Raw genomic sequence first — 25,576 nt, forward strand, 5'->3', positions numbered from 1 at the left:
GTAAAAAACATATTATAATCTCTCTGTAGAAAATCAGTATTTAAATAAGCTAACTTGAGGATATGCTTTCTTTGATAAAACTGGAAAATAATTTCATCTTAAATTCATTATGAGTGAACTATATCTGTACCTCAATAAATTTAATCTATTACGGCATAGTTGCATGAATAGAAAAAATGGGAATTTCACCTATCACCTATGTTCTCTCTCTATGAACCTAGCCGAAGAAGGCGCGTCTACGTTTGTATAGCCGAGCGGATGCGTTCGGTCGCCAGACTCCCTCACGAGGTTAGAGACTAGAGGAATGTACCTCATTGAGATGAAAGCTGCTGTAAAATTTAGGGTGTGTTGTCGCACAGCGCAACGCACCATAATGATATCTAGAGCGCTGCGTTAGCCGAAGGCATAACACAACACCAGTTTGCTCAAGTCGAGCCAGCGCCACGGCAGTTCCTTCAAGTCGGCAGAGCCGCCCCGTTGTAGCGACTGGCGTGGGAAACCCGCCCACTTAACTGGCTCCGCTACTGTTGTTTAATGTTTAATTAGTTTGACATACTTAGTTGTCTATAGGACTCATATTTGATTTGGGAAAAAATCCGTACCCCAAAAATCTCTCTTTCCTACTCTCTACTCCTTACTCCCAGCATACGCAGATAATTTCAATAATCAAAACGGATTCCTATAGATTTAATTTTATTCACTTGCTTGAAAGAATTCATTTCTTTAAATATTTGCATAGCTGTTTGAAAATAAATCTGGCTTTCAGAAGTCTTGAATAACTTTTGGTAAGTTAGCCCTAATTGAAAATAAGCTTCAGCTAAATCACATTTAGCACCAATTTTATCTAAAATTTCAATGGCTTCCGCATGATTAGCTAGTGCTAATTCAAACTCAGCTTGCTGTCTATAAATTTCTGCTAAACCATTAAGTGTTTTAGCTTTAACCTGCATATAATGACTTTCTTCAGCAAAATGCAAGGCTTTGCCAAACATTTCTTTAGCTTTAGTAAACTCATCTAAATTAACGTAGGTTTGTCCTAGAAGCTGGATGAAATAGGCAAATCTGCCTGGATGTTCGCCAAGGTTTTTAGCCATGATATTGCGATAGGCAACATTAGCCAAGGAGTCAGCAGCTTCATGTAATCCTAAATAGGAATTAGCCAAGGCTAAACATACACAGGCTTTTTCGGCCCAGCGATGATGTTCGGTATTTTGAGCGAGATAAATTACTTGTTGAAATAACTGTGCAGATTCCTCTAATTCCCACAAATCCATTTTGTAGAGACCAATGCTTAAAAGAGAATCTACCTCTAGCATTCGTAGATAGTAAACTTTATGTTTATTTTCTGGTTGGGGTACGAGTGATTTTAAGGCGTGAGTAGCTAGATTAATTGTTTTTTCTTGACAGGCGATCGCCTGATTTATCTTACCAGTTATCCAATATAAATCACCTAAAATATTGTATAGCTCTATCAGATTATTATCGTTTTGAATATTACTCAGAACTTGATTAATAGCACTAAGTACAGGTTGAATTAAACCCATTCGATATAGAGTACTCCCCAAAGGTAAAAACTGCTGCCATTGATTATTTCTACTTTTGAGTATTACTTTACCAGCTAATTCAAATTGGTTAATTTCTACATAGTGATAGTAAGCTTCTAATGCCTGCAAAGCATCAGTGAAAGTCGCAATTTGTTGGATACTAGCTGTCCAATATTCTGCGGCTTTATGGTTAGTAATTTCCCATTCATTGCTGTGGCGTAAACGAGCGATCGCTTCCGCACGAATCACCGGATGTAACCAATATTCGCCTTTATGACATTCTACCAGCGATCGATTTCTTAAAGAGGTAATAATTTGACGATGTTGCGCTGGTGGAACATCCCACAATAAAGCACAAATCCCTGAAGAAGAGATAGTTGATACATCTTGATAGCGATAGCAACCTAAACGACAAAGCAGGCGATAAGCTTGAGAATCGAGTGCTTGTAAGCGATTAATTTGACTAACTGCTAAATTTTTTAAGTCTGTTACTGCTAGTAAGTCTGCATTATATTCTTGCCAGTAAGCAGTGATATCACCGTCAAAATCTTCTAAAATTGCACCACAGAGAATTCCCATTGCTTTCGCATTTCCGCCGTAAGCACGGTGCATCATTTGCAGAGTTGGCGCATCGATAATTAAACCACGGTGGCTAAAAAATTCTTGCCATGCAGTTTGAGCCAAACCAGGAAGGCGATAATGATTAATATTAACGCTGGGTTCACACAAGCGATCGCGGCTAGTAATTAATGTCACCGATTGCACATTAGCATCAGCTAAAACCCGCAACAGTTCCACATAGCTGCGGTGTTCACTAATTAAGCGACCTTCGCTATCTAACGCAGGTTCAAGGTTGTCGATTAACACCCCAATGCGTCGAGTGTGCAGTTGGCGCTTTAGCCGTCCTAATGTTACGCCAAACTCAACCCCTGGTTCTTCGTGAAAATCCTGCTTCAGCCATTCCTCTACCACACGTTCCGCAGAGGTGATATTTTGCGTTTCCTGCGCCATCAGCAGTTCTAGGACTAAATCAAACCCCTGATGCAGATATTGCTGGGCTAAGGTGGTTTTGCCTAATCCTCCCTCACCTTGAATGACAATGACTTTCGACCCTTGACTGACCAAAGTGTTCAGGTGTGCGATCGCATCTTGCCGTCCGATAAAATTAGTATCAGCTTGTTTTTCTGGGAATATTGGTGCCGAGTAATCCAATAAATGAGAGATGCGGCTGGCTTTTTTAAGATAACGTTCTAAAGTAGCTCGACAATTACCTTTAGTAATCTTCTCTTTTAGAACTTGCGATAGCAACTTCCATAATTGCGAACCAACATCTTTGGCGTGTCCTTCGGTACAGCCGTAGTCATTGGCGATATCTAAATATTTTCTACCCAACCAAACCTGCTGAAGAATAACTTTTTGCAAATCGCTCAACCGTTCTCCGGTCTGAGCCGGAATTATGGTATCTAACCATATCAATGCTGCTTCAGCATCCATTATGTGACGATGAGGGTAGTCTATATTTTAGTTTACAGCTTGAATCCAAAAATTTTCGGAAAATTTTAAAAGGCAATAGGCAATAGGCAATAAGCTATTGTGCATACAAGTTGCACTATTGAGACTGTGGCTAAACACTTCAAACCCTCTCCCTTGCTCCCCTGCCCCCCTGCGGTCTAAACTGCAAATTAGGTGCTTAACAGCTTAGGCAACAGGGAAAAGAGAAATCCTAGTAGATTGATGCTCATACCATTTTGGATTTTATATTTAACGCCTAGCTACTCGTGCCAATAAAAATAAACCGATCCCCAAGAAGATAAAATTAGGCAGCCAAGCACCCATAAAAGGAGAGAGAATACCTGCCTGGGCGATCGCACCACTAATAAAGAAAAGTAAATAATAAGTAAAAATTACAACTACACACACCCCAAAACTTGTACCTCTACCTGTGCGTTGGGGTATAGTTCCCATAGCTGCACCCACCAAACCAAAAACTAAACAGACAAACGGCAAAGAGATTTTTTGTTGAATTCTGACTTCGAGTTTCCGAATTTTTTGGCGATCGCCACCCAATTTTTCTACTGCTAGCTGTTCTAAAGATTCGGCAATATTCATCTCGCCGTAGTCGCGGTTTTTTTCTGCTAAACTGAGCGGGGTACGGGGTAATTTAAGTTGTTGTTCTTCAAACCGTACAATATTACGATAAGAGCCGTTGGGAGCTATTAAATAAATAGTACCGTTAGAAAAGTCCCAGACATTTTGTGAGCCATTCCACTTACCTGATTCTGCCACAACCACTTGATTTAAGCCTTTTGTAGAACGGTCTATAATCGTCAACCCTTTCATCCGTTTACCGTCAAACTGATCAGCATAAAATAAACGTGTCAACATTCTACTCTTACTGCCATCAGCCTCTTGTATATCGCGGTATTCTGGATAAAAGATATTTTGTTGTTTAAAAATTGGCTTATCAGATTTAAGGGCATTTTGTAGAGTTTGGTTAGCTTGATAATTTGCAGTTGGTGCAATTTGCTCGTTAAATACAAATGTCATACCTGTGACTACCAGACTTAACATCACCGCCGTCAGTACCATCCGATAGACACTTACTCCACAGCCACGTAGCGCAATTAGTTCGCTCTCACTCGACAACTTGCTGTAAGTCATCAAAGTAGCCAGCAGAGTGGACATCGGGAAAGCTAAAACAATAAAATTTGGCATTTTTAACAAGAAAACCTGAATAGCGATGCCTACAGGTAGCCCAGATTCGACAATTTTTCTGACTAACTCAAATACAGCATCAATGGTCACACCAAGTGATGAAAATGCCCCAACCCCAAACAAAAATGGTGGAATTAACTCACTGAGCAAATAGCGATCCATGATCGTAAAAGGCACCAGGGAATTAATACCATAAAAAGACTTCTGCTTTGTGTAAATCATAAGCAAATAAAAGTTAATCTAGGCACTACTGAAGTATGAAGTATAAAATTGTCATAAAATATTCTAAAAAAATATTTTTAAACCTGTTTAAGTAAGTTGGGTGGAAAAAATAAAATTATGTTAAGAAAAGTTAATTAAGCTACAATCCTCTTTCCTCCTGCCTGATCTCAACTACAAATATTTACGCTGTTCTATTTACTGTTTACTGTCTTAAGATTTAAACTTGAAAATTATCTCCTAAGTAGTATTGACGCACGAGGGGATTATTATAAAGTTCGTCAGCTGTGCCGGAAGCGAGAATTTGCCCCTCACGCATAATATAAGCGCGATCGGTGATGGCGAGAGTTTCGCGGACATTATGATCTGTAATTAAGATACCCATACCGCGATCGCTCAGTCCAGCAACAATTTCCTGAATTTCCGCAACTGCAATTGGGTCAACTCCCGCAAATGGTTCGTCCAATAATAAGAATTTTGGCCCTTCTCGTCCCGCAGCCAAAGCCCTTGCTAGTTCTGTCCGTCGTCGTTCTCCACCAGATAATTGAATTCCTTTACTGTGAGCCACTTTTTCTAAACGGAACTCTCGCAATAAAGTTTGTACTCGCCTTGTCCATTCCCATTTCGGTACATTAGTTTGTTCTAATACCAAAAAAATATTATCTTGTACGGAAAGCTGGCGAAAAACACTCGCTTCCTGTGCTAGATACCCGATGCCTAAACGAGCGCGCTTGTGCATGGGTAGCCCAGTAATATCTTGACTATCTAGCCAAACTCTTCCCTGATTTGGTTTTTCTAAACCTGTAGCGATATAAAAAGTCGTCGTTTTTCCAGCCCCATTCGGGCCTAACAAACCAACGACCTCGCCTTGCACAACAGAAAGATTGACGCGATTGACAATAACTCGCTTACCGTATGATTTGTGAATATTCTCTAAAACAATTTTCACTATCCGCGTTTGTTGGTATTAGATGCTAATTTCAGTAATCAGTCAACAGTTATCAGTTATCAGATAAATAATTTATTGTTCACTGTTCACTGATTACTGTTCACTGTTTTAAATCTGGTGTTTTGGGAGCAGATGTATTATTCTGTCTTCCCAACTCTGAATCTTCCACCATATAAATAGACTCTACCTGACGGTTGCTTTGGGGTAAAGCCACAAACCGTCCTTCGTCGATTAAATAAGTCACCTTTTCGGCTCGAATACTATTGTTACCCTGTTGCAAAATATAAACATTGCCACTGAAATCTATTCGGCGTTCTTTGCTAAAATATTGTGCCTGAGCAGCCGTTGCTTGCAACTGACGAGCCGGATACAACATTTGGACATTGCCACGAGCCGTGATAACTTGACTTTTAGCGTCATATTCTTGCACATCAGAGCGAATAGTCAAAGGGCGATTGCCAGCAGTAGCTTGTGCCGTCGCAGTTTGCAGTTGACCAGGAAATGTCAGCGCGCCCAAGAGTGAGGGGGGTAGTACTAAAGCTAAAGCAAAACGACGCATTTGTGATACTAGCGATTGATTACAGGGCATCATAACAATTTAAAACTCAATATTTCAGCTTGTATACCAATTATCTCAAGTACTTGATACACAGATAACTTCTACAATCTGGAATAGCTTGAGGATAACCAATGGTTAAAATACTGACGCTTTGCCTCATGTGGAAGTTTCACCATAAATTTACATTTGTTAAAAATCTGTGTCAGTCCAGTAGAGTGCGTTGCGCTATGCGACAACACATCCTACCACCCTGTCACCTTTCACCTGTCACCTTTCACCTGTCACCTTTCACCTGCTATAAGCCAAAAAAATAGAGGGATAGAAAACTCTATGCCCCCATTTCATCTATGTAATCACCTGAGAAAGTTTGATTAATCATTCGCAAGCACAATCTTCGGTATAGGCAAGGCTTGATTTTCTCCCAAGTTGCCAGTGGGAATCTTACTTGCTCCCATTTGTTGTATTACCTTCAATAATGCTGCACTTTGGCTTAATAATTCTTCTACGTTAATACTGCCATAACTATCTGGGTAACGCCGCAGGCGATTACTACCTTCTCCTAATAAGATGGCAGCACCTCGCAAATTGTCATTACCCAGGTGATACAAGCCCACAGCAATTTGGAGAATACCTTGATAAAAAGTCTTGTCAGGTTCGCTGGCTTCGATCCACAAAGCCTCTAAGGTGTCATGACAGGCGTAAAACTGTCCTGAGTTGAACTGTTCTACACCTTGCCAAAACTCTTGGGGCATAGTTTCGCTCATGCCATGCTGTCTCGAACTTCTTTGATTGTTTCCATAGTAATATCTTGACTTTGGCCAGCAAACTCATTTTCTGGGGTCAGAAACAGCATACAGTGACACTCTTTGCGCTCTCTCATAGGTACACAAGGACAGTTCCAATAAGAGGCTTTGACTTCAGCTTCTTTGTCTTCGTAATGGCGGCAGGGACAAAGAGGCGCACCTAGTTCATCTTTGTGTTTGGCAAGCCCTTCAATTACTACCGCAGTCACCGAAGGTTCACTACAGAAGTACGTTCCAGTACGCTTGGCGTATTGTTCGGAAAAATGCCGCATTGCTTCTAGGCTTTTATCGCTGGATTTTGTGTTACCTTCTGATGTGATCATGTGGATCGGCCGCTCATAATTTAAATATTTCTTTGCATTGTACCTCAGCCGTAAGCTGCTATTACTGGGGAGATTTCCCCAATATATACAAAACTTTTGCTGAAGGCTCAAAGCCAGCAGTCGGATTTGAACCGACGACCTTCCGATTACAAGTCGGATGCACTACCACTGTGCTATGCTGGCAAGCAAGATTGTTTCATTTGCACTCACCGATTTCTGATTATAGCAAAAGCAAAATATTTGTCTAGAGGTCGCAGCAAAAAATATTCAGAGGGAGTAGAAGATGCAGGGAGGTAGGGTGCAGGGAGACAAGGGGAAATATACAGCAGGGAACAGGCAATAGGTAATAGCTAATGGGGTTGAAAGTCTTCTATTATATGGCTTTGTTCTTAAAATCTGTACTTCATTTACCTGCAATCTGCTGTATGTCAAAAGACCATAACAACAAGGTGTGAAAATAGCAGAAAGTTGAACTGAAGCAGCAAAAATCATTGATTTGAATCACCAATAAAGTTGATAAATTAATATTCATAGCAAAAGCTAATTTAAAATCCTGGGCTGGACGCAAAAAGATGAAATGCAGTTTTTAAACTGTATTTTTCTTGACACGGCTGGGTAAAGAAACAGAATAGATAATCGTTCTTTACGACTCAAAAACATGGCAGTGTTACTCGGACGCGATGTATTAAGTCTGGCGGACTTCAGTCCAACGGAACTTCAAGAAATTCTGCAATTGGCTGGGCAATTGAAATCTCAACAGCTAAAGTTGCGGTGTAATAAGGTGTTGGGTTTGTTGTTTTCTAAAGCTTCAACTCGCACGCGTGTTAGTTTTACGGTGGCGATGTATCAATTGGGGGGACAGGTAATCGATCTTAATCCTAATGTTACGCAAGTAAGTCGCGGCGAACCTATCCAAGATACTGCACGGGTGTTAGATCGATATTTAGATATTTTGGCAATTCGGACTTTTGCCCAACAAGATTTAGAAATTTTCGCTAACTATGCCAAAATTCCAGTAATTAATGCGCTGACTGATGCGGAACATCCTTGTCAGATATTAGCTGATTTATTGACGATTCAAGAATGTTTTGGTAAGTTAGACGGCTTAACTTTGACTTATGTGGGCGATGGCAATAATGTGGCGAATTCTTTGATGTTGGGTTGTGCTTTGGCGGGAATGAATGTCAGAGTTGCTACGCCTAAAGGATTTGAACCTGATGCCAAAATTGTAGAACAAGCGCGGGCGATCGCTGGCGATAAAACCCAAGTTTTCTTAACTAATGACCCAGAGTTAGCTGCTAAGGAAGCAACTGTACTTTACACAGATGTTTGGGCAAGTATGGGGCAAGAAGAAGAAGCAGATGATCGAATGCCAATTTTTCAACCCTATCAAATTTCTGAACAACTGTTGAGCTTGGCTGATAAAGATGCAATTGTTTTACACTGCTTACCCGCCCATCGTGGTGAAGAAATTACTGAAGAAGTAATTGAAGGTTCTCACTCACGCGTTTGGGATCAGGCCGAAAATCGTCTGCACGCACAAAAAGCTTTGCTGGCTAGTATTTTAGGGGCAGAGTGAACAATAAAAACTGAAAAAATTAAAGGCAAAAGAGTAAAAAATTTTCTTTCTTTTGCCTTTAATATTTTTATTTTCATCTTGTTATATAGGATTTTTTGTAGTACTAATGTTCTAGGGACATTTGTATTTACTTCCCATTTTATTATTATGGAACGTCTCACAGAAGCTCAACAAGAATTATATGAATGGCTGGCAGAATATATCCGATCGCACCAGCATTCTCCTTCAATTCGTCAAATGATGCAAGCGATGAATCTGAAGTCACCTGCACCTATTCAAAGCCGCTTAGAACATTTAAGAAATAAAGGCTACATTGAATGGACTGAAGGTAAAGCTCGCACAATTCGCATTTTACATCCTATTAAGCAAGGTGTGCCAATTTTAGGTAATATCGCTGCTGGTGGTTTAATTGAACCTTATACTGAGGCTGTAGATTATTTAGATTTTTCTAATTTCTCGTTACCGCCACAAACCTATGCTTTGCGGGTAACAGGGGATAGCATGATTGAAGATTTAATTGCCGATGGGGATGTGGTATTTTTATTGCCAGTACCAGAACCAGATCAATTAAAAAATGGCACAATTGTTGCCGCTAGAGTTGATGGGTATGGTACTACATTAAAGCGTTTTTATCGCAGTGGCGATCGCGTCACCTTAAAACCCGCCAACCAGAAGTATAACCCCATTGAAGTTGCTGCCATGCAAGTGCAGGTGCAAGGTTCTCTTGTCGGCGTTTGGCGTGGATATAACTGAATAGGGAGTGGGGAATTGGGAGTTGGGAGTAGGGGATGGAATTTCACAACTCACCACTCAACATTCACCACTCACCACTCACTACTCACTACTCCCTGATTTTTTTATGTACCTGACACAAAACTCAGTGCAGCAATTTCCTGCTTTCCGGCTAAAGTTACCCTTTGCTAGGGAGGGTAGGGGCAGTTACCATCCGCAACCATTACCAGGATGCCCAAGGATGCCGTTATCTCTGCAATTGCGCCAGTATCAGCGACAAGCTGTAACTAACTGGTTTGCGAACAATGGCAGAGGAACGCTGAAAATGGCGACTGGTAGTGGTAAAACTATCACTGCATTAGCGATCGCTTGCGAATTATATCAGCAAATTAACTTGCAAGTTCTGTTGGTGGTGTGTCCCTATCGTCATCTTGTTACCCAATGGGCGCGAGAATGCGAAAAGTTTAATTTACAGCCGATATTAGCCTTTGAGAATGTGCGTAGTTGGCAAAGTCAACTTTCTACGCAACTTTATAATCTGCGTTCTGGTTCTCAAGGCTTTGTTACTGTTATCACTACCAACTCCACATTAATTGGTGATGGTTTTCAATCGCAACTGAAGTATTTACCGCCAAAAACTTTAATTATTGGTGATGAAGCCCATAATTTAGGCGCGCCAAAACTAGAAGAAAGTTTACCCCGGCGTGTGGGTTTGCGGCTGGCTTTATCTGCCACACCAGAAAGATATTTTGATGATGGCGGTACACAATCGTTATTTGATTATTTTGGCCCAGTTTTGCAACCAGAGTTTACTTTAAGGGATGCGATCGCCCAAGGAGCTTTGGTACATTATCTTTATTATCCGATTTTAGTAGAGTTAACAGAAGCAGAAAGCATTGCTTATTTGAAGTTAACTAAAAGAATCGGGCGTTCTCTTCTATATCGAGAAAGCAAAACTGGTGAATCACCAAATTTTGAAGACAACGAAGATTTAAAGCCCTTACTAATGCAACGCGCAAGATTAATAGGCGCAGCCACAAATAAATTAACTGCTTTACGTCAATTAATGGCAACCCGCCGCGAAACTACGCATACACTTTTTTATTGCAGTGATGGTTCTCTGGAAACAGGACGTTCATCTCTGCGTCAACTGAAAGCCGTTGCTAAAATTCTGGGTGTAGATTTAGGCTATAAAGTCAGCACCTATACTGCCCAAACTCCTTTAACAGAAAGGGAGGTTTTACGTCGGCAATTTGAAAGCGGCGAGTTACAAGGTTTAGTAGCAATTCGCTGTTTAGATGAGGGAGTTGATATTCCAGCAATTAAAACTGCGGTGATTTTATCGAGTTCTGGTAATCCTCGCCAATTTATTCAGCGACGAGGAAGAGTTTTGCGCCCTCATCCCAGTAAGGAAAGAGCGACTATATATGACATGATTGTATTGCCGCCAGATTTAGATAGGGAAACTATAGAAGTTGAACGCAATCTATTAAGAAAAGAACTGCGGCGGTTTGTTGAATTTGCTGATTTAGCTGATAATGCTGGTGAAGCGAGGATGAAACTGTTGGATCTCCAAAAACAATACGGTTTATTAGGCATTTGAAAGCCTAAAGACAATGTAAATGCTCGTAAAGCAAGTGCTGAATTTAATAAAAAACTTCTAATTTTTTATTAAAAATTTATATTATAAAAAATCTGTTAACTAGCATATATAATAATCAACATTAAAATAAAAATTTTATCTAGACAAAGAACAAAACTCATCTTTCTTGTTAAAAAACTTGCAGGTTTGAGCTTAATACTTAACTAATTGTGCTTTTGAGATCACTTCTTAATAAATTACTGAAAGCCGAACAATGGAGCTACTTTTTGATGAACTTCGGCAAGCTAACCAAAACTTACAGCAGGAGATTATGTTGCGTCAACAGGCTGAAGAATCTCTGTGCCAAGTCAAGAAAGACTTAGAATTGCGCGTGGCAGAACGCACAGATGAACTAGTTGAAGCAAATCGGCGCTTGCAACAAGAAATTGAGCAACGCAAACAGGTCGAAGCAGCACTCCAGAAGCGTGAAAGTCAGTTGCAAGCTTTATTTGATCATACTCTTGATGCGATCGCCATTGTAGATGATGAAGGGCGGTATGTAGAGGTCAACCCAGCAGCCTGTGACTTGTTTGGTCTATCCAGAGAAGAACTTTTGCGTTCTCAGATTGCAGATTTTGCAGAACCAGGCTTCGATGTCGCCCAAGCTTGGCAACATTTCAAGCAACAAGGTCAGATGCAGGGAGAATTTTCTGTATATCGTCCTGATGGCGAGATTCGAGAAACAGAATTTTCTGCGGTTGCTAATTTTATCCCACATCGTCATCTTTCAATTTTGCGAGATATTAGCGAACGGCAAGCCGCGCTACGCGAACGTAAACAAGCTGAGATATCTTTGAGAGAAAGTGAGCAAAAACTGCAAGCGATTATCAACAATTGTGCAGTGGCCATCTACATGATTGACCCACAAAACAGACATCTTTTAGTTAATCGCTTGTATGCAGAACTCCTATCTACAACTCCAGAGAATTTGAAGGGCAAGAGTATCTATGAATTTTGGCCAGCTGACACTGCTGATAGATTTGCTGCCAATAATCAACAAGTACTCACAAGCAATCAATTGATTCAATTAGAAGAAGTTGTTCCTCAAGCAGACGGGGTACACACATATATTACTGTGAAGTTTCCTGTATGCAATGCTTTGGGTCAACCCTATGCTGTTGGCGGAATTTCCACCGATATTACTAAATACAAACAGGCGCAACAGCAAATTCTTAAACAAGCAGCTTTAATTGATATTGCTAGTGATGCTATTTTTGTCTGTGATTTAGAAAACGGCATTCTGTTCTGGAACAAAGGGGCTGAACGCTTGTACGGTTGGACAGTCGAGGAAAGCTTGGGTAAAAAAGCTCATGAACTGTTCTACAAAGAATCATTATCGCAACTGGAAGCAGGTCTAAAGGCTACTATCGAACATGGCTCTTGGCAAGGTGAGTTAGAGCAAATAACCAAAACTGGCAGAAAAATTATTGTTGCTAGTCGGTGGACATTGGTATGCGATGAATCAGGAAAACCGCAATCTATCCTAGTAGTCAACACCGACATCACCGAGAAAAAACAACTAGAGCAGCAATTCTACCGCGCTCAACGCTTGGAAAGTATGGGAACTCTTGCCAGTGGCATTGCTCACGACCTGAACAACGTTTTTGCTCCCATCATAATGATTGCCCAATTGCTGCCTTCAAAATGCAAAAATGTTGATGCGCGGACTCAAGAACTCTTCAAAACATTAGAAACTAGCTCTAAACGTGGATCTGATTTAGTGAAACAAATTCTTACCTTTGCCCGTGGTACAGAAGGTAAGCGCATTCTTTTACAACCTGGACATTTGCTCAAAGAATTGACCAAAGTCATTAAACAGACATTTCCTAAGTCTATTGAAATCGTAACTGACATTCCCACAAATACACTATGGATGGTCAAAGCCGATCCCACCCAATTAGACCAGGTGTTTATGAATTTGGCAGTTAATGCCCGTGATGCGATGCCCAATGGTGGTAAGCTCACCATCACTGCCGAAAATAGCATTATTGACGAAACCTATGCCCGAATGCACCTAGAAACTAAAGTAGGATGCTATGTTGTTGTCACTGTCACAGATACAGGGACAGGAATTCCGCCAGAGTTATTAGAACGCATATTTGATCCATTTTTTACCACTAAAGAAGTTGGTAAAGGTACAGGGCTAGGTCTGTCAACAGTTTTAGGTATCGTCAAGAACCACGACGGTTTTGTAAAAGTCTCCAGTCAGGTAGGTCAAGGAACAAAATTTCAAGTTTTCTTGCCCAGAGGAGAAGGCACAGCAATCGAATCGACAATAGAGGCAGAGTTGCCTACAGGTAACGGTGAGTTGATTTTAGTTGTAGATGATGAAGCAGTCGTCCAACAAACCATACAAGAAACCCTAGCAGATTATAACTATAAAACCCTGGTAGCTAACGATGGCATTGAGGCGATCGCACTCTATGTCGAACATCAGAGTAAAATCAGCACCGTCTTGCTAGATATGCTCATGCCCAACATGGATGGATTAACAACTATCCGCACCCTGCGAAAGCTCAACCCCAACGTCAAGATTATTGCTAACAGTGGCTTACCTGCTAGTGAGCAAAAGGCTATTGCGGCTGGTGCAGACAAATTTCTGTCTAAGCCCTACACAGCCACAGATTTGTTGACTACTTTATCGGATGTAATCAATAAATAATAATATTAACTGTATATTTGCTACTTAAAAATTTTCTAAGGATTCTATTATAGAAAATTTGATAAATAGCAATTATATCAGTAAAGATAATGCTGGGTTTGTCAAAAAATATTGAGATTTTGAGATTCTCAATTAGCGAAATTTAGCAATAGTGGTAATAGTGACTTTACCGATGTAAAAGCAGCGATTGAGGCAGGTACAATGTAGAAAAACGCTAATAAAAAACGAAGATGTTGCCAGAGCAAAATATCGATGATGTGCAAGAGCCAATTATTAATGCTCCGCCGGAGGTAAGGCAAATAATAGAGCGAGTATGGCATCTAGAAAAAAGTAGGCTGGATAAGAAAAGTAACAGCCCCATCAACGATGATATTTTGGCAATTGTCAAGGAAGCAGTACAATGAAACTGACATCAATTAAACTGTGTAACTTTCGCTCTTTTTATGGCAAAACGCCAGAGATAGTTTTAGCAGGGGGAGATATTCTCAACACGACGATTATTCATGGCAATAATGGAGCCGGAAAAACCAGTTTACTTAATGCTTTTACATGGGTATTATATGAGAAGTTTAGTGCTGCTTTTGCTTCAACAGAACAGTTGGTAAATAAACGGGCGATCGCAGAAGCTAAAACCGGGCAATCAGTAGAATGTTGGGTAGAAGTAAACTGGGAGCATGAAGGTAAACGCTACAACGCCAAACGCCAATGTCGAATATATAAAGATAAAACTGACTTCGACTCACTCAAAACAGAGTTGTTAATGCAAGTTGCTGGGGATGATGGAAGATGGTATTTCCCGCTTCAGAAACCAGACGAAATCATTGGGCAAATATTACCAGCTAGTTTACATCAATACTTTTTCTTTGATGGTGAAAGAATCGAAGAAATAGTCCGTTCTGACAAAAAGGCTGAAATTGCGGAAGCTATAAAAATTTTCTTAGGTGTGGAGGTTATTAACCGTTCCATCAAACATCTAGGCGAAGCCAAAAAAAGTTTAGAGAATGAATTAAAAGCCATCGGTGACTCAGAAATTAAAAAGCTTTTAAAAGAACAAGAAAAGCTAGAACAAGAAATTGAAACTATCAACACGAGACAGACAGAAATCAAGCAAGAGTTAGAATATCAACAAACATTTAAAAAAGAAACAGGTAATCGGTTGCGTGAACTTAGCGCAGCTAAAGAACTGCAAGAAAGGCGACAAGAATTAGAAAATCAAAAAACATCCAATCAAGAATCACTGCGTCAAACCAAAGAAGCATTAAAGAAAATTATTTCGGCGCGTGGTTATACAGTTTTGCTATCAGAGACAACAACTCAATTTCGGACAATTCTCCATGATTTAAAACAACGTGGCGAATTAACCTCTGGCATTTCACGAGAATTTATTAACGAATTGCTCAAAGGTAAACGCTGTATTTGTGGTGCAGAATTACATGAAGGTAATCATGCTCATATTAATGTTAGTCTCTGGTTGAATCAAGCAGGTTCCTCGGCTGTAGAAGAAACAGCAATTCGTATGAGCGCGCAAGTAGACGAAATTGATAAACAAGCAGTGGCTTTTTGGGAAGAAGTAGACAGAGAACAAGCCAGAATTAATCAGTTACGCCAAAATATTTCTCAAATTGAAAGTGAATTAGATAACATTCATGAACGGTTGCGTAAAGATGCTAATGAAGAAATTAGCAGTTTGCAAAAACGTTTAGATGAGATTGAAAGTAAAATTGATGAATTAAACAGAGAACAAGGTGCAAATCAGCAGCAAATTTCGCACCTAAAATCTGAGATTGATGTTTTAGTTAAACAAATAGCCAAGCAGAAACTCAACGAAGAAAAGCAATTACTAGCACAAAGACGCATTAACTCTACCCAAGATGCAATTGAAAGGTTAACCGAAGTCAGAAACCGTCAAGAAAAGCAGTTTCGTTTGCAGCTAGAAAAGCGATTACAAGAGATATTTACGGCTATATCCTTTGCACCATATCTGCCAAAAATTAGCGACAAATATGAACTAACTTTAGTAGAAAATACATCAGGTATAGAATCACTGGTTGCAGCTTCCACCGGAGAAAATCAAATTCTCAGTTTATCTTTTATCGCCAGCATTATAGATAAAGTCCGGGAGTGGAGCGAAAAGCGAAAGATTTTAACTGTACCTAATAGTAGTACTTTTCCTATTGTCATGGATTCGCCTTTTGGTAGTTTAGATGAAACTTATCGCCGTCGCATCGCACAAACACTGCCTGAATTAGCAAATCAGTTAATAGTTTTAGTAACAAAAACTCAATGGCGGGGTGAAGTTGAAGCCGAGATGGCTGATAGAATTGGGAGAGAATATGTGCTGGTTTACTATTCTTCAAAACCTGATTGTGAACAAGATTATGTTGAGTTAGGCGGCGAAAGATATCCTTTAGTGAAGCAAAGCCCTAATGAGTTTGAATACACTGAAGTTATTGCTGTTGAGCGTAATTGGTAGGCGCAGAAATTTTTGATTAAAGTTAAAAAAAGGGAGTGAATTATGGTTGCGAGTTCAGACCAAAATTATATGTCTCCTCAAGAATATCTAAAATAGCAAGGATAGTGTGGGCGATCGCTCTTTTACTGAGTATAAAATGATAGTTAAAAATTAGCTTATTTATACTCTTCTGTTACAATAGCGACAAAGCAATTATCAATATCATGGCAGAAACAGGCAGAATCAGGGTTGCTAAAGATAAAGCAGAATTAGTTAAAGCGTTAACCTCTTCAGATGGTAGTACAGGGCCTTTTCAAACTTTCGCTGATGTGATTGTGTTTGCTGCTGCGTTAGGTGCAAAGCATAAAAAGCGCGTACCTTTAGGAGAAATTTCCAAACGAGAACCATCGCCAATTAGATTAGAATATTTCGCTTCAGTCGGAAATGATGTAGTAATTAAGTTACTGGGAATGACTGAAGTTCAAGATATCAACATTTTATCTATCTATGAGGAAGAATATGAAACTCTACGTAATCAAATCTTTGAAGAGTATGCTAACGGTGGACTAGAAATCTTACAAAATGAGTTACGTGGAGCCGTCGATTACTCAGAGAGAATATTATTGTTCCTCAGTTATGAAAGAACTCATAAAGATGAAAAAGAAGAGGAATTTGATCTTAGCAAATTCCTCTTTTAATTAAATTGATATGAATGTTAACAACTAATTACATCCATCCTAAGCTTACTATTGCCATTTTGACTGCATCATTAACAGCATTTGCAGCTGTAGATAATTTATAAGGTTTCTCAGGATTTTTGGGTTTTGGGTCTATTCTGACCACGTTATCTTTCCAAAGAGGGTTTTCTCGTGACCAATTTATCTGTGAAAGTTGCAATACTCTTTCTTCATTGAAATAGTTATCTGTCGGGGAGTAACAGTAATGTAACAAACGACCTAAAACTTCCAATCCAACACTAACACCTAAAAGACAATCTTCTTTAAAAGACGCTACTTCATCTTCAGTTAATTCTTCCACAGATGTATCAAAGATATACTCTGTATTAATACATTGCGAGAAAAATTGATTGAGACAATTCACTAGAGAATCTGATGTTTCATAGACATCATAGTCTCGTAGCTGGTTATTTGGATCGTTAGTAAAAATACAACTTACAAACCTAGCTATGTAGTTAGTTGTATAAATCAGCTTTTGCTTAGTAGCAGGAGAAGATTTAATTTTTTCTGTCTTTCCTTGAAACATTGGCACTCTTTGTATTAATTCTTTAGTAATGCCAACTCGACCCGAAAATTCTCCAAATGATAATAACAATGACTTATCTAATTGTCTGGTTTGTGCCATATCTCTAAAATCTGTCTGACATTGGCGAAAATCCCCTTCTAAAACCAGAGTAATTGGAAAATCATCATCGCTAATTAAGTAACTTTCAAGACTTTCTATTAATTCATGAATAGCTCGTTTACGATGTTGTCCATCTGTGATATCTAACTTAACTCCACGACGAATAACAACTAGACAAATACCTCGACCGAAGTTAAGAATTGTAACATCTTTTGGATTTACATTCGCAGTTAAAGTTCCTACAATCCAAGGCTTGTCTTTTTTTGCACGTTCAACTAAGTAGGTCGTCGTGAATATTTATCGTCAGGATAAGGCAGGAGGCAAGAGGCAGAAGGCAGAAGAGAAGAGGCTTTTAGCTTAATTAATCTTTCGTAACATAGTTAGGTTTTTTCTCACCGACTTACTTATGTATTCTTTAATTTCTTCTGTATGGCCTTTCACTTCTGGGCGATTTTTTCCAGAATCAGGATCATTACCTGTGGATGGTTTTGCTTGCAAAAGACCAGAGAAATCACTTGCAGGTACATTGATTTGTAGCATAGTTCGCTTTCCCTGCATGAAAATTAATCCAGGATAACAACGCTCACGATGATATTTAGAAAAGAAAGGTTCAATAAAGCTATTAAACTTAGCTTGAATTTCTGGTGAAATATTATTTTCAGCATCCTGGTTTGTGTTAACCATAAGAAAACAAATGTATAATTTGAGTTAAGTAGTTAACATACTAAGCTGTTTTTAAGCTATTTGGAATCAGTGAAAACCCTCTGAAATATAATTGTTAAGCCTGCTGTAAATTATAAGAGTGGTGGGAGTCCGACTTCCTTTGGTTCAACAAATTCACCATTAAAAGCTATTGTTTTGTTTTCCACAGTCCTAGCATTAGCTAAAGCCTTACGAAGTTCAGCACGTTCCATTGAATCTTCAATTCCACCCAAAATGTAAATCAATAACTTTGCAGCTAAATCTTTTCCTGAAACCTGCACTCGCTTTTTATTAGGGTCATACAAAACCCCATACCAAAGAGATTGAGGATATTCCATACCAGTAAAACCGCCTTGCTGGTCAAACTTTCGCAACTTCTTAAAAATAGAGGTTAGAGAAAGTCTTTTTTTAAATACTAAAAATCCCAATGCTTGCGCCAAAGCCACTTGCGCCACAGGACGGAAAAGCATATTTCCTTCACCGCCACTTTTTTCAAAACTAAATCTTCTCAAAACAGGCGTATCTTCATGTTCCAAAATTTTATAACTAGGTAAGCTTGCCAAGTTATCAAAAAGTTTGGTGAACTCTGCAATTCCTTGTTCGATTTCTTCATTTTCTGGACGCATGGGAATTAAACCTTTCTCAAAAGGTTTCCAATGGGGAAACTTATAACCCAAATATCTTTCTGACATATCTTGCAATGCTTGCAAAGTTGTCAAAACTGTAGAATTAGCTGCTACTGTTGCACTATTCCAATTAACACGAGGATTTCGATTTGGTTTTTGTTCTAAAAGCGAGTGAGTAACTGCAACTTTTCGCGCCACAATTGCAAAACCATCATCTTCATTTAATTGTGCTAACTGACCTTTAGTTAAGGGTGCAGCCATTAAGTTGACATGAACAAAAACTGACCTCACCCTTCGCCTTGCTTCGGTGCGAGTTTCTCCAGAATTCACAGCACAAATAAATTCAATACCAATTTTTTCTTTAGGTAAGCTTTGCAAATAAGCAGGATCTACTTGATATTGGTCTAGCAAATCTGACACTGTGATAAAACTATCATCAGCCGTTTTTTCTTTTTTATATCGCTGGAGTTTGCCAGTTTTAATTAACTCCATTAAACCCTGAACTCCCATGAGTCGGTGTTGACCATCAAGTGCATAAATGGTCACATTCTCTTCAGAAACATTTAGTAAGCCGACCTTACCATCTTTATCTAAAGGAGTAAAATTAGTTGTAGATTTTTTAGCACGTCCTTCTGCGTCCCATTCAGCCGCTTTGGTGTCATCAACCCAAGGCTGATTAATTACTACTAAGACTGGAGGAAATTTATGATTTTTTCTTGCTGCTAAATACTGAACTAGCGGTGCTTGGCGTGACCAGTCTAAGGGACGCTGTTGAATTTCATCAATACTATCTGCGTCAATTTCGATATTATCTGTATCTGGGTTGTACTTTTTTTGCAGCAGAGGTAAACCAGAAGCGAAGTGAACCCGACCCGCAAACCATTCTAGAGTGACAGACCCTACATAAGCTTCTGTACCCCCCATCTCAGTTTTTTGAACGAGGATTTGGTCTTTTTTTTCTAAAAATTTCTCTAAAAGTAAGGCTAGTACCTGTTTATCCTTGTTTTCTCGTTCTAGGTACTCTCTAGCAATATCAGAAGTTAGATCGGATGTACTATCTTTCATGTTAGTTTTTGAAAACTTTGTAAAAAATTTAGACTATAAGTGTAAAATTTTTAAAAATTGCAGTAAATATATATAGAGCTAATCAAATATTTATTGTTGCAAGCAAGCTCATCAAGTTTTGCACCCTAAACTAGAGGAGTTTAGCAAAACAAACTTAGCCTACGCGGATTTAATTCCGTGTGGGCTAGTCTTGCCTGTTTGTTTAGATGTTACGGATGAGGTGACATTCTTGTTTTTAGAGGAAGGGAGAAATGAGTACCGCACAACAGCCAGAAAATAAAGGTCAGCAGACACGTACTGTATCAGAATTAGTAGAAGATATCCAAGCTCTCACTACTGAAATTCAAGAATTGTATTGTTTAGATGCGATACCTTGGGTTGTCGGCTATTCGGGCGGAAAAGATAGTACAGCAACTCTACAGCTTGTCTGGAATGCAATATCAGGACTTCCACCAGAAAAGTTAACTAAAGCAATATACGTTATCACTACAGATACACTCGTAGAAAATCCTATCGTTGCTGCTTGGGTACGTAATTCTCTAAAAAAGATGGAATTTGAAGCCCAAGCACAAGGATTACCATTTAAACCCCATCTATTACAGCCAGATTTTAAAGAAACATTTTGGGTCGGTTTGATTGGTAAAGGTTATCCAGCACCAAGAGGAAAATTTCGCTGGTGTACAGAACGTCTTAAAATTAATCCCTCAAATCGCTTTATTCGTGATGTTATCCGCACTAATGGCGAAGCCATTGTTATTTTAGGTACTCGTAAAGCAGAAAGCACAAGACGCGCCAGCAGAATGAGAAAACTGGAAGCTATGCGGGTACGCGATCGCCTGAGTCCTAACATGAATTTGCCAAACTCTCTAATTTACAGCCCTATTGAAGATTGGCAAAATGATGAGGTTTGGATTTATCTCATGCAATGGGAAAATCCTTGGGGATACAGCAATAAAGATTTATTCTCTATGTATCGAGGTGCTTCTGCTGATAATGAATGTCCTTTAGTTGTTGATACTTCTACACCTAGTTGTGGTAGCTCTCGTTTCGGTTGTTGGGTTTGTACTTTAGTCAGTCAGGATAAATCTCTGGCGGCGATGATTCAGAATGACGAGGAAAAAGAGTGGATGCAACCTCTACTTGATTTTAGGAAAGAATTAGATGCAGAAGAAACACGCGATCGCAGGGATTTCCGCCGCAGAAATGGAGATGTCCAACTGTATGAGCGCAATCTAGAAGGTGAAATATCTATTGAGCCTATTCCTGGCCCTTATTTAAAAGAAGCGCGAGAAGATTGGCTGAGAAAATTATTAACTGTAGAAAAACAAATCGGTCAAACAGCACCAGAAAATATGCGCGATATCACACTGATAACTTTAGAAGAACTTAGTGAAATTCGTCGTATTTGGTTAGAAGAAAGACATGAATTTGATGACAGCTTACCTCGCATTTATGAAGAAGTAACTGGCGAAAAGTTTAAAGATCCGCGTCCCGGTGCAGACCTTAGCTTATTAGGTAGCGATGAATGGTCGGTTTTAGAAGAAGTTTGTGCTGATGATAGTATGCACTTAGAACTGGTGTCAAAACTTTTAAGCACAGAATGGCAATTTCGTAAAAAAACAAAGCGCGTAGGAATATACGAAACTTTAGAAAAATGTTTTAATACTAGTTCGCGTTCGCCTGAAGAAGCAATTAAAAACGCGCATTTAAAACGGGATTTAAGAGAAGCTGTTAGCCAAGGTGATGTTGCAACAGTTAGAGAAAAAGTCAAACAGCTAAGTTTGGCAGATTTTGCTGCACCCAATACTCAACGTGAAGCAACCGAACCTGATATTAAGGCCAAAGCTTGGGCAAATAAGAAATTTAAAAATAGAGAACCTAACCCTTAAACTGGTTCTTCATCGTCAGCGTCTCCCAAATAAAGCCTGATAAATTCCTCTGCTGCGGCTGGATTAATTTTCTTCAGCGCATCCCGAATTTCTAGCACTGTATCAGCCACAGGATCTCTAATTTCGTTTACCCAACGGTGAACATTTGGCCGTCCCGTTCCCATTGTCACTGCTAACTTGTTTTGGCTGATGCCATAGATATCTAACACCTGTTTCAGTGCTTTTCCTGCTTTTCCCATGCCTTTGATTGTGTCAAAGGCTTATGACCTAGTAAATGTTACCGATGGGTAACTAGAGGTGTAAGATAGTTGTGTTACCTATCGGTAACAAAGCATCTCACCAACAAACAGGTAAATTCCAATGACTAAAAGCTTTTTGGCAGATACCGTTCCAACTCCTATATCCCTTGGTTTATCTGAACAATCTACAGAAAAAAACCCAGAAAGAGAGTCTGTAAAAGTAGTCATTTATGGTTCTAAAACAGGTGTCAACAACACAATTTTGACCTTATACAAACTTGGTTTTGCCCAAGTTAATGAATGGAGTCCTTTGTTACCTAGTTCTAAACCTGGTGAAGTGATGAGTATATTAACAAGGCATATTATGACGACCTAAGTTAAAACGTGGTAACGTGGGCAATGCCAACCTACCTCTGTAGTAAAATCTTATTTCTCTGTGTCTCTTTGGTTGAAAAATCATTTCATTAAGGAGACACAGAGATAAAAATTGCTGTTATGTAAATTAAACCTGTCTACACAGGTTGAACATAAATAATGATATTTCTCGAACTCGTTCTACAAAACTTTGGCCCCTACGCTGGGAAACAAGTAATCAATCTTGACCCAAGAATTGCAGATAATCCTCATCCAATTATTTTGTTGGGAGGGATGAATGGTGGCGGAAAAACAACATTAATGGATTCTATACGCCTTGCATTATATGGACAGCGCGCTCAATGTTCAACGCGGGGTAATTTAAGTTATAGTGATTTTTTAACCCAATGCGTTAATAGTAAAGCAACCCCTGCTGAAAAAACCCGAATAGAATTACTGTTTGAACATATTGAAGACGATAAACCAGTCAAATATCGAATTGTACGCTATTGGGAAAAAAACCCTAAAGATGGTAAAGATACATTAGGAATTTTAGGTGATGATGACACTTGGCCAGAGTCTTTAGTAAACATCTGGGATGACTATATAGAAAATCTCTTACCGTTAGGCATTTCTAATTTATTCTTATTTGATGGTGAACAAGTTAAGGAACTGGCGGAACAGGAAACACCACCACCAATTGTTATTGAAGCTATTCGCGGACTATTAGGTTTAGAGTTAGCAGATAAATTAACGGTAGATTTAGATATTTTAATCAATCGCAAACGTAAAGAACTCGCCGACACTAAAGATTTAGCTGACTTAGAAGAAATTGAAAAAAAGTTAAGCCTACAGCAAGAAGATTACCAAGTTATAGAAGAGAAGTTAGCAATATTTAAAAGTCAAGTTGAGGAATTAGAAATAATTCAGCGAGAAGCTTTAGATAAATTTGTTTCTGAAGGTGGTAAAATTGCACGCGATCGCAGTCACTTAGAACAACAACAAAAAGAAAAAAATCACACAGCAGAGACTATCAGACAATCAATGATTGAATTAGCTGCTGGTGCTTTACCGTTGGCGTTAATTCCTAATTTAATAAGTCAAGTACAAGCACAAGGAACACAAGAATTTCGTTATCAACAGATACAGTTAGCTAGAGATGTATTAATTGAAAGAGATCAACGCCTACTGGAATGGTTGAGTCAATTAAAAATTAATTCAGAACAAGTTGATAAAATACAATCCTTTTTAACAGAAGATGCTGACAATTTATATACAGGTTACTCTCAAGCAGACGCGCCTTGGTTAGAAGCTGATGAGGAAAGTTTGACTCAGCTAGATAATATTAGATACCATTTGCAAAATGCTAGAGTTTCTGCAAAGCAGCAATTAGCTAATCTAAAAAGCATAGAAGAAGAACTAATTGTATTAGCAAGACAAGTGCAGACAGCCGCCGAACCAGAAGCTTATCAAAAGCTGCGTGAGGCTGTGGAAAAAGCACAAAATCAAGTTGTTCAAGCTAAGGCTAACTATGAAACTACTCGCCGCAATTTAGCTGAATTAGCGGAAACTATTGAAAAAACCAAGAAAGAATTAAGAGAATACACAGATAAAAATATTGATAGTAAAAATAGAGAACATATTATTACCTCCGCAACCAAAGTTCAAGAAACACTTAAAGTTTTTCGGGAAAAATTAACTCTGCGAAAACTGAATAAATTAGAGGAAGAGGTGAAGAATTGTTTTCTCTACCTACTGCATAAATCTGACTTAGTATTTCGCATTGCTATTGATACTAAAACCTTCGCCTTATCTCTGTTCGATTTTGATGGTAAACCAGTTCCTAAACATCGCTTGTCGGCTGGTGAGAAGCAATTACTGGCGATTGCTTTCCTCTGGGGACTAGCCAAAGTCTCTGGACTACGTTTACCCATAGCAATTGACACACCCCTCGGTAGACTCGACTCTTCCCACCGCCAAAACCTAGTAGAAAAATACTTCCCTGCCGCTAGCCATCAAGTAATTTTGCTTTCTACTGATACAGAAATTGGTAAAAAAGAGGTTGAGACACTACGGAAAAATGAAGCGATCGCTCGCGAATACCTCCTCAAATACGACTCATCCACCCGTCAAACAACAGTTATGGAAAATCAATATTTTTGGTAGAAAATATCATTGATAAATTTGAGGTAAGCAACATATTTACAATTAGAAACAGTATTTTTATGTTTTCAAATTCGTTCTTTAGATCCAAACCGCTTTCCTGCTGACCCATCTGGTAAGCTTACTGAGTCCAAAATAGTGGAAGTGGAAACGGCGGTTCGCTATTGTTTGGGTTTATGACCGAAAACCATCTTAATGTCTGTAAAAATTATTATTAACAAACTTATGGAATCACCCATCGAAAGAATTAAACTTTCCCAAACAGCCAAAGACCAACTGCAAAAACTTAAACGAAACACCAAAATTGACCAATGGAATATTCTTTGTCGTTGGGCGTTTTGTCGTTCTCTCGCTGAACCAACTCCACCCTCACCCGTTCCTATTGTTTTAGATAGCAACGTCGAAATGACTTGGCGTGTGTTTGGTGGGGAAATGTCTGATATTCTTCTCCTCGCCCTCAAACAACGCTGCCACAATGACGGCTATGATACTGACAAAGAAACCTTAGTAACGCAATTCCGCCTGCACTTACATCGCGGTATTGGTTATCTAGCAGGCGATCCTAATATTAAGAAAATTGAAGATTTAATTGAATTGGTAATAAAAGATTGAAAGAATATGAGTTGATAATTGACTTTTCACGTATGTTTCAAGTATTCGTAAAACTGGGGTGCTTATTGACCAAGATGGCGATTTTCTTCAATAAAGTCTTCAATTACATCTTTGGCTTCTAGAAGACTTGCACCTGTTTCTTGACGATATAGCTTCATAGCTTCAATCTTGTTTCTCGGATCAAGCGCTATTGCTTGGATTCGCTCTGAAAGTCTAGATGGAACCTCAATTTCTAATCGTTCCATAATCAACTTTAAATAAAGTTTTGTTCGATATGTGTTGTGTTCAATTCGTTTAATCCTTGCCTCATTGTTAAAGACAGTAGTAACTGCAACCATTGTCAAGAAAGAGTAGAGCATAACTTCCCATCCCATGATTAACCTCT

20 protein-coding genes, 1 tRNA gene and 1 pseudogene are annotated in these 25,576 nt (G+C 39.1%); 11 read left to right on the forward strand and 11 right to left on the reverse strand.

Features of this window, described 5'->3' with window-relative positions; all coding sequences use genetic code 11:
- Window positions 1–659: 659 nt before the first annotated feature.
- From H6G76_RS00515 to H6G76_RS00545, 7 genes are all read right to left on the reverse strand, one after another.
- Window positions 660–3,038, reverse strand: a complete 2,379-nt coding sequence (locus H6G76_RS00515) for a tetratricopeptide repeat protein (protein ID WP_190694191.1) — start codon at window positions 3,036–3,038, stop codon at window positions 660–662.
- Between the two features lie 267 nt (window positions 3,039–3,305).
- Entirely contained in the window at window positions 3,306–4,421 is a 1,116-nt protein-coding gene (locus tag H6G76_RS00520; RefSeq protein WP_190694193.1) for an LptF/LptG family permease, read from the reverse strand.
- 277 nt (window positions 4,422–4,698) lie between these two features.
- Window positions 4,699–5,427 carry an LPS export ABC transporter ATP-binding protein gene (gene lptB, locus H6G76_RS00525; protein ID WP_190694194.1) on the reverse strand — a complete coding sequence of 243 codons (729 nt, stop codon included), beginning with the start codon at window positions 5,425–5,427 and terminating at the stop codon, window positions 4,699–4,701.
- Between the two features lie 100 nt (window positions 5,428–5,527).
- Window positions 5,528–6,019: an LptA/OstA family protein gene (locus H6G76_RS00530; protein WP_190694196.1), complete on the reverse strand. Its 492-nt coding sequence runs from the start codon at window positions 6,017–6,019 to the stop codon at window positions 5,528–5,530.
- A 338-nt stretch (window positions 6,020–6,357) separates the two neighbouring features.
- Window positions 6,358–6,750 (reverse strand): DUF309 domain-containing protein, encoded by a 393-nt coding sequence (locus tag H6G76_RS00535; protein WP_190694198.1) that lies wholly within the window; start codon window positions 6,748–6,750, stop codon window positions 6,358–6,360.
- Entirely contained in the window at window positions 6,747–7,112 is a 366-nt protein-coding gene (locus tag H6G76_RS00540; protein ID WP_190694200.1) for a ferredoxin thioredoxin reductase catalytic beta subunit, read from the reverse strand. The genes H6G76_RS00535 and H6G76_RS00540 overlap by 4 nt, the downstream gene beginning before the upstream one ends.
- Before the next feature lie 111 nt (window positions 7,113–7,223).
- Window positions 7,224–7,295: transfer RNA gene (locus H6G76_RS00545), tRNA-Thr, on the reverse strand.
- A 475-nt stretch (window positions 7,296–7,770) separates the two neighbouring features.
- Between H6G76_RS00545 and argF the strand changes: the two genes are divergently transcribed.
- The 7 genes from argF (at window position 7,771) to H6G76_RS00580 (ending at window position 16,877) form a co-directional block, all read left to right on the forward strand.
- Entirely contained in the window at window positions 7,771–8,691 is a 921-nt protein-coding gene (gene argF / locus H6G76_RS00550; RefSeq protein ID WP_190694202.1) for an ornithine carbamoyltransferase, read from the forward strand.
- Between the two features lie 147 nt (window positions 8,692–8,838).
- Window positions 8,839–9,444 carry a transcriptional repressor LexA gene (gene lexA / locus H6G76_RS00555; RefSeq protein ID WP_190694204.1) on the forward strand — a complete coding sequence of 202 codons (606 nt, stop codon included), beginning with the start codon at window positions 8,839–8,841 and terminating at the stop codon, window positions 9,442–9,444.
- A 106-nt stretch (window positions 9,445–9,550) separates the two neighbouring features.
- Complete coding sequence (locus H6G76_RS00560; protein ID WP_190694785.1) at window positions 9,551–11,026, forward strand: DNA phosphorothioation system restriction enzyme; 1,476 nt, start codon at window positions 9,551–9,553, stop codon at window positions 11,024–11,026.
- A gap of 253 nt (window positions 11,027–11,279) precedes the next feature.
- Window positions 11,280–13,727: a PAS domain-containing sensor histidine kinase gene (locus tag H6G76_RS00565; RefSeq protein ID WP_190694206.1), complete on the forward strand. Its 2,448-nt coding sequence runs from the start codon at window positions 11,280–11,282 to the stop codon at window positions 13,725–13,727.
- 230 nt (window positions 13,728–13,957) lie between these two features.
- On the forward strand, window positions 13,958–14,131 hold the full coding sequence (locus H6G76_RS00570; protein WP_190694207.1) for a hypothetical protein: 174 nt from the start codon (window positions 13,958–13,960) through the stop codon (window positions 14,129–14,131).
- Window positions 14,128–16,200: an AAA family ATPase gene (locus H6G76_RS00575; RefSeq protein WP_190694209.1), complete on the forward strand. Its 2,073-nt coding sequence runs from the start codon at window positions 14,128–14,130 to the stop codon at window positions 16,198–16,200. The genes H6G76_RS00570 and H6G76_RS00575 overlap by 4 nt, the downstream gene beginning before the upstream one ends.
- Window positions 16,201–16,403: 203 nt before the next feature.
- The gene (locus tag H6G76_RS00580; RefSeq protein ID WP_190694211.1) at window positions 16,404–16,877 is read left to right on the forward strand and encodes a DNA phosphorothioation-associated protein 4; all 474 of its coding nucleotides are present in this window, start codon (window positions 16,404–16,406) and stop codon (window positions 16,875–16,877) included.
- 28 nt (window positions 16,878–16,905) lie between these two features.
- On the opposite strand, the pseudogene H6G76_RS00585 reads toward H6G76_RS00580, so the two are convergent.
- Together H6G76_RS00585 and H6G76_RS00595 are read right to left on the reverse strand one after the other, a co-directional pair.
- A pseudogene (locus H6G76_RS00585) lies at window positions 16,906–18,225 on the reverse strand (DNA sulfur modification protein DndB).
- 110 nt (window positions 18,226–18,335) lie between these two features.
- Window positions 18,336–19,934 (reverse strand): DGQHR domain-containing protein, encoded by a 1,599-nt coding sequence (locus tag H6G76_RS00595; protein ID WP_190694213.1) that lies wholly within the window; start codon window positions 19,932–19,934, stop codon window positions 18,336–18,338.
- A gap of 251 nt (window positions 19,935–20,185) precedes the next feature.
- Here H6G76_RS00595 and dndC point away from each other — a divergent pair, with 251 nt between their 5' ends.
- Window positions 20,186–21,823, forward strand: coding sequence for a DNA phosphorothioation system sulfurtransferase DndC (gene dndC, locus H6G76_RS00600; protein ID WP_190694215.1), 1,638 nt, complete (start codon window positions 20,186–20,188; stop codon window positions 21,821–21,823).
- Here dndC and H6G76_RS00605 read toward each other — a convergent pair.
- Window positions 21,820–22,062: a helix-turn-helix transcriptional regulator gene (locus H6G76_RS00605; RefSeq protein WP_190694217.1), complete on the reverse strand. Its 243-nt coding sequence runs from the start codon at window positions 22,060–22,062 to the stop codon at window positions 21,820–21,822. The two genes, dndC and H6G76_RS00605, sit on opposite strands and share 4 nt — an antisense overlap.
- A gap of 121 nt (window positions 22,063–22,183) precedes the next feature.
- On the opposite strand from H6G76_RS00605, the gene H6G76_RS00610 reads away from it, so the two are divergent.
- The 3 genes from H6G76_RS00610 to dndE all read left to right on the forward strand — a co-directional run bounded on the left by H6G76_RS00610 (window position 22,184) and on the right by dndE (window position 25,191).
- On the forward strand, window positions 22,184–22,438 hold the full coding sequence (locus H6G76_RS00610; protein WP_190694219.1) for a hypothetical protein: 255 nt from the start codon (window positions 22,184–22,186) through the stop codon (window positions 22,436–22,438).
- A 158-nt stretch (window positions 22,439–22,596) separates the two neighbouring features.
- Window positions 22,597–24,582, forward strand: coding sequence for a DNA sulfur modification protein DndD (dndD, locus tag H6G76_RS00615; RefSeq protein WP_190694220.1), 1,986 nt, complete (start codon window positions 22,597–22,599; stop codon window positions 24,580–24,582).
- Between the two features lie 222 nt (window positions 24,583–24,804).
- Window positions 24,805–25,191, forward strand: a complete 387-nt coding sequence (gene dndE / locus H6G76_RS00620) for a DNA sulfur modification protein DndE (RefSeq protein ID WP_190694222.1) — start codon at window positions 24,805–24,807, stop codon at window positions 25,189–25,191.
- 62 nt (window positions 25,192–25,253) lie between these two features.
- On the opposite strand, the gene H6G76_RS00625 is transcribed toward dndE, so the two are convergent.
- On the reverse strand, window positions 25,254–25,565 hold the full coding sequence (locus H6G76_RS00625; protein ID WP_190694224.1) for a hypothetical protein: 312 nt from the start codon (window positions 25,563–25,565) through the stop codon (window positions 25,254–25,256).
- Window positions 25,566–25,576: the final 11 nt, after the last annotated feature.

It is taken from the genome of Nostoc sp. FACHB-152, from assembly GCF_014697475.1.
Taxonomy (GTDB): domain Bacteria; phylum Cyanobacteriota; class Cyanobacteriia; order Cyanobacteriales; family Nostocaceae; genus Nostoc_B.

Excerpts from the sequence above, each read along its gene's own strand:
- H6G76_RS00535 (WP_190694198.1), bottom strand. The coding sequence starts at position 6,750 with ATGAGCGAAACTATGCCCCAAGAGTTTTGGCAAGGTGTAGAACAGTTC.
- H6G76_RS00570 (WP_190694207.1), top strand. The coding sequence starts at position 13,958 with ATGTTGCCAGAGCAAAATATCGATGATGTGCAAGAGCCAATTATTAAT.
- H6G76_RS00595 (WP_190694213.1), bottom strand. The coding sequence starts at position 19,934 with ATGAAAGATAGTACATCCGATCTAACTTCTGATATTGCTAGAGAGTAC.
- dndC (WP_190694215.1), top strand. The coding sequence starts at position 20,186 with ATGAGTACCGCACAACAGCCAGAAAATAAAGGTCAGCAGACACGTACT.
- H6G76_RS00540 (WP_190694200.1), bottom strand. The coding sequence starts at position 7,112 with ATGATCACATCAGAAGGTAACACAAAATCCAGCGATAAAAGCCTAGAA.
- H6G76_RS00575 (WP_190694209.1), top strand. The coding sequence starts at position 14,128 with ATGAAACTGACATCAATTAAACTGTGTAACTTTCGCTCTTTTTATGGC.
- H6G76_RS00530 (WP_190694196.1), bottom strand. The coding sequence starts at position 6,019 with ATGATGCCCTGTAATCAATCGCTAGTATCACAAATGCGTCGTTTTGCT.
- dndE (WP_190694222.1), top strand. The coding sequence starts at position 24,805 with ATGGAATCACCCATCGAAAGAATTAAACTTTCCCAAACAGCCAAAGAC.
- H6G76_RS00625 (WP_190694224.1), bottom strand. The coding sequence starts at position 25,565 with ATGGGATGGGAAGTTATGCTCTACTCTTTCTTGACAATGGTTGCAGTT.
- dndD (WP_190694220.1), top strand. The coding sequence starts at position 22,597 with ATGATATTTCTCGAACTCGTTCTACAAAACTTTGGCCCCTACGCTGGG.
- H6G76_RS00520 (WP_190694193.1), bottom strand. The coding sequence starts at position 4,421 with ATGGATCGCTATTTGCTCAGTGAGTTAATTCCACCATTTTTGTTTGGG.
- H6G76_RS00515 (WP_190694191.1), bottom strand. The coding sequence starts at position 3,038 with ATGGATGCTGAAGCAGCATTGATATGGTTAGATACCATAATTCCGGCT.
- H6G76_RS00580 (WP_190694211.1), top strand. The coding sequence starts at position 16,404 with ATGGCAGAAACAGGCAGAATCAGGGTTGCTAAAGATAAAGCAGAATTA.
- H6G76_RS00560 (WP_190694785.1), top strand. The coding sequence starts at position 9,551 with ATGTACCTGACACAAAACTCAGTGCAGCAATTTCCTGCTTTCCGGCTA.
- H6G76_RS00610 (WP_190694219.1), top strand. The coding sequence starts at position 22,184 with ATGACTAAAAGCTTTTTGGCAGATACCGTTCCAACTCCTATATCCCTT.
- H6G76_RS00605 (WP_190694217.1), bottom strand. The coding sequence starts at position 22,062 with ATGGGAAAAGCAGGAAAAGCACTGAAACAGGTGTTAGATATCTATGGC.
- H6G76_RS00565 (WP_190694206.1), top strand. The coding sequence starts at position 11,280 with ATGGAGCTACTTTTTGATGAACTTCGGCAAGCTAACCAAAACTTACAG.
- argF (WP_190694202.1), top strand. The coding sequence starts at position 7,771 with ATGGCAGTGTTACTCGGACGCGATGTATTAAGTCTGGCGGACTTCAGT.
- lexA (WP_190694204.1), top strand. The coding sequence starts at position 8,839 with ATGGAACGTCTCACAGAAGCTCAACAAGAATTATATGAATGGCTGGCA.